This window comes from Streptomyces musisoli (assembly GCF_016741855.1).
Classification (GTDB): domain Bacteria; phylum Actinomycetota; class Actinomycetes; order Streptomycetales; family Streptomycetaceae; genus Streptomyces; species Streptomyces musisoli.
Genome location: NZ_JAERRH010000066.1, coordinates 1 through 2903, shown reverse-complemented (window position 1 = coordinate 2903; position 2903 = coordinate 1). Strand labels below are relative to the sequence as shown.

1 protein-coding gene is annotated in these 2903 nt (G+C 74.8%); it reads left to right on the top strand.

The window, feature by feature from the left end:
* On the top strand, positions 1-2903 hold a 2903-nt coding region (locus JK361_RS40410; RefSeq protein ID WP_201828191.1), incomplete at both ends, for an SDR family NAD(P)-dependent oxidoreductase.

Genomic DNA, 2903 nt, shown 5'->3' with positions numbered 1-2903 from the left:
CGAGGAGAGCGTCGAGGAGGCCGGCGTCGAGGCGGTCGTACTGGGCACCCTGCGCCGCAACGAGGACGAACAGCGACGCTTCACCCTCGCCCTCGGCGAAGCCTTCGTGGCCGGGCTGGCGGTTGAGTGGCCCGCCACCAAGCGCACGCCGGACCTCCTTGGGCTGCCGACGTATGCCTTCCAGCGTGAGCGGTACTGGCTCGACGGATCGGCCGGCCTGACGGCCGCGGACGCCGCCGACCCCGAGGAGAGCCGGTTCTGGGCGGCCGTCGACACGGCGGACCGGGCGGAACTCGCCGAACTGCTCGCCGTGGACGACGCCTCCCGGCTGGAGGACGTCATCGGGCTGCTCGGCCCCTGGCGCCGGGACAACCGTGAGCGTTCCGAGACGGACGCCTGGCACTACCGCGTCGACTGGCGGCCGGTGTCCGAAACCCAGGCGGTGACCCTCGGCGGCGCCTGGCTGCTCGCCGTTCCGGACGGAGACGCGGCCCACCCGTGGGCGGAGGCCGTCGAGGACGCCCTGTCGTCCGCCGGCGCTCGGGTCGTACGACTGACCGTGGCCGCGGACTGCGACCGGGAGCAGCTGGCCCACCGCGTCACCGAGGCCGTCGCCGGGCTCGACGGCACCGAACCGGCCGGCGTGCTCTCCCTGCTGGCCCTGGACGAGACGCCGCGTCCGGACCACCGGACGCTGACGGCCGGACCGGCCGGGACGCTCCTGCTGATCCAGGCACTCGGCGATGCCGCCGCGCACGCCCCCCTGTGGTGCGTCACGCGCGGAGCCGTCCGGGTTCCCGGTGCGGAGACGGCGATGCGGCCGGCGCAGGCGCAGGTGTGGGGCCTCGGCCTGGTGGCCGCGCTGGAGCACTCCGACCGGTGGGGCGGCCTGGTCGACCTGCCGGAGGCCCCCGAGCCGCAGGCACTGCGCAGGCTGTGCGGTGTGCTCGCCGGGAAGCAGGGCGAGGACCAGCTCGCCCTGCGCCCCTCCGGCGTCTTCGCCCGGCGCCTGGCGCGTGCCCCCCGCAAGGCCCCGCACGGCCGCCCGGCATGGCAGCCCCGCGGCACCATCCTGATCACCGGCGGAACCGGAGGTGTCGGCCGCCGCTTCGCCCGGTGGCTCGCGGCCAACGGCGCCGAGCACCTGGTCCTCACCAGCCGCCGGGGTCGCGCCGCGGCCGGGACCGAAGAGCTGGAGTCCGAGCTGACGGCTCTCGGCGTACGGGTCACCGTCGCCGCGTGCGACGTCGCGGACCGGGACGCGCTCGCCGAACTCGTCGCCCGGGTCGCCGCCGACGGCGAACCCGTGCGTGCCGTGATCCACGCGGCCGGTACGACCGACACCGCGCCGCTGGCCGGGACGGACCTGGACCTGCTGGCCGGGCTCACCTCCGCCAAGGTGCTCGGCGCGCAGCATCTGGACGACGTCTTCCAGGACACCGACCTGGACGCCTTCGTCCTCTTCTCCTCCGGCGCCGGCATCTGGGGCGGTGGCGGACAGGGCGCGTACGCCGCGGCCAACGCGTACCTCGACGCGCTCGCCCAGCAGCGCCGTGCGCGGGGACGGTCCGCGCTGTCCGTGGCGTGGGGTCTGTGGGGCGGCGGCGGAATGGCGGACGGCGAGGTGGGGGACCGGATCCTCAGCCGAGGCGTACGGGTGATGAACCCGGACCAGGCGGTCGCCGCGCTCGTGCCCGCCACGGCGGCCACCGAGCCGACCAGGATCGTCGCCGACATCGACTGGGAGGTCTTCGCCCCCCAGTTCACCGTGGCACGGCGTTCCCCGCTGCTCTCCGACCTCCCCGAGGTGCGGGCGGCGCTGGCGGAGCAGGACGGCACGGCACGCGCATCGGCCGCCGGCACCGGCTCCTCGACGCTGCTCGACGGGCTGACCGAGGCAGAGCAGCATGCGGCCGTGCTGGACCTGGTCCGCACCCAGGCCGCCGCGGCACTCGGCCACAGCACCCCGGACGCGGTCACCCCCGACCGTGCCTTCCGCGAGCTGGGCTTCGACTCGATGATGGCCGTCGAACTGCGGAACCGGCTGAACACGGCGACGGATCTGCGGCTGCCGAGCACGGTCGTGTTCGACCACCCGTCGGCCGCCGCGCTCGCCCGGTTCGTACGCGCCCGTCTGCTGGGGCTGTCCGGCGACCCCGCCGGGGACGTGGAGCCGTCGCCGCTGATGGTCGCGGGCGAGGCGGATGCCGAGCCGGTGGCGATCGTGGGCATCGGGTGCCGGTTCCCGGGTGGGGTCGGCTCGCCGGAGGACCTGTGGCGGCTGGTCACCTCGGGCACGGACGCGGTGTCCGGATTCCCGACGGACCGCGGCTGGGACCTGGAGGGGCTCTACGACCCGGATCCGGACGCGGTGGGGAAGTCGTACACCCGGTCCGGCGGGTTCCTCTACGACGCGGCGGAGTTCGACGCGGGGTTCTTCGGTATCTCGCCGCGTGAAGCCCTGGCCATGGATCCGCAGCAGCGGTTGCTGCTGGAGACGTCGTGGGAGGCCATAGAGCGGGCGGGCATCGACCCGGCGTCGCTGCGGGGCAGCCGCACCGGCGTCTACGTCGGTGCCATGGTCCAGGACTATGGCCACCGCCTGCACCAGGGCACGGCCGAGACCGAGGGCCACATCCTGACCGGCACAACGGGAAGCGTGGTCTCGGGCCGGCTGTCGTACACGTTCGGCCTGGAGGGACCGGCCGTCACCGTCGACACCGGATGCTCCTCCTCGCTGGTCACCCTGCACCTCGCGGTGCGGGCGCTGCGCAGCGGTGAGTGCTCACTCGCCCTGGCCGGCGGCGTGACCGTCATGCCGACCCCCGGACCCTTCATCGAGTTCAGCCGGCAGCGGGGTCTGGCGGCGGACGGCCGGTGCAAGGCGTTCGCGGAGGCCGCGG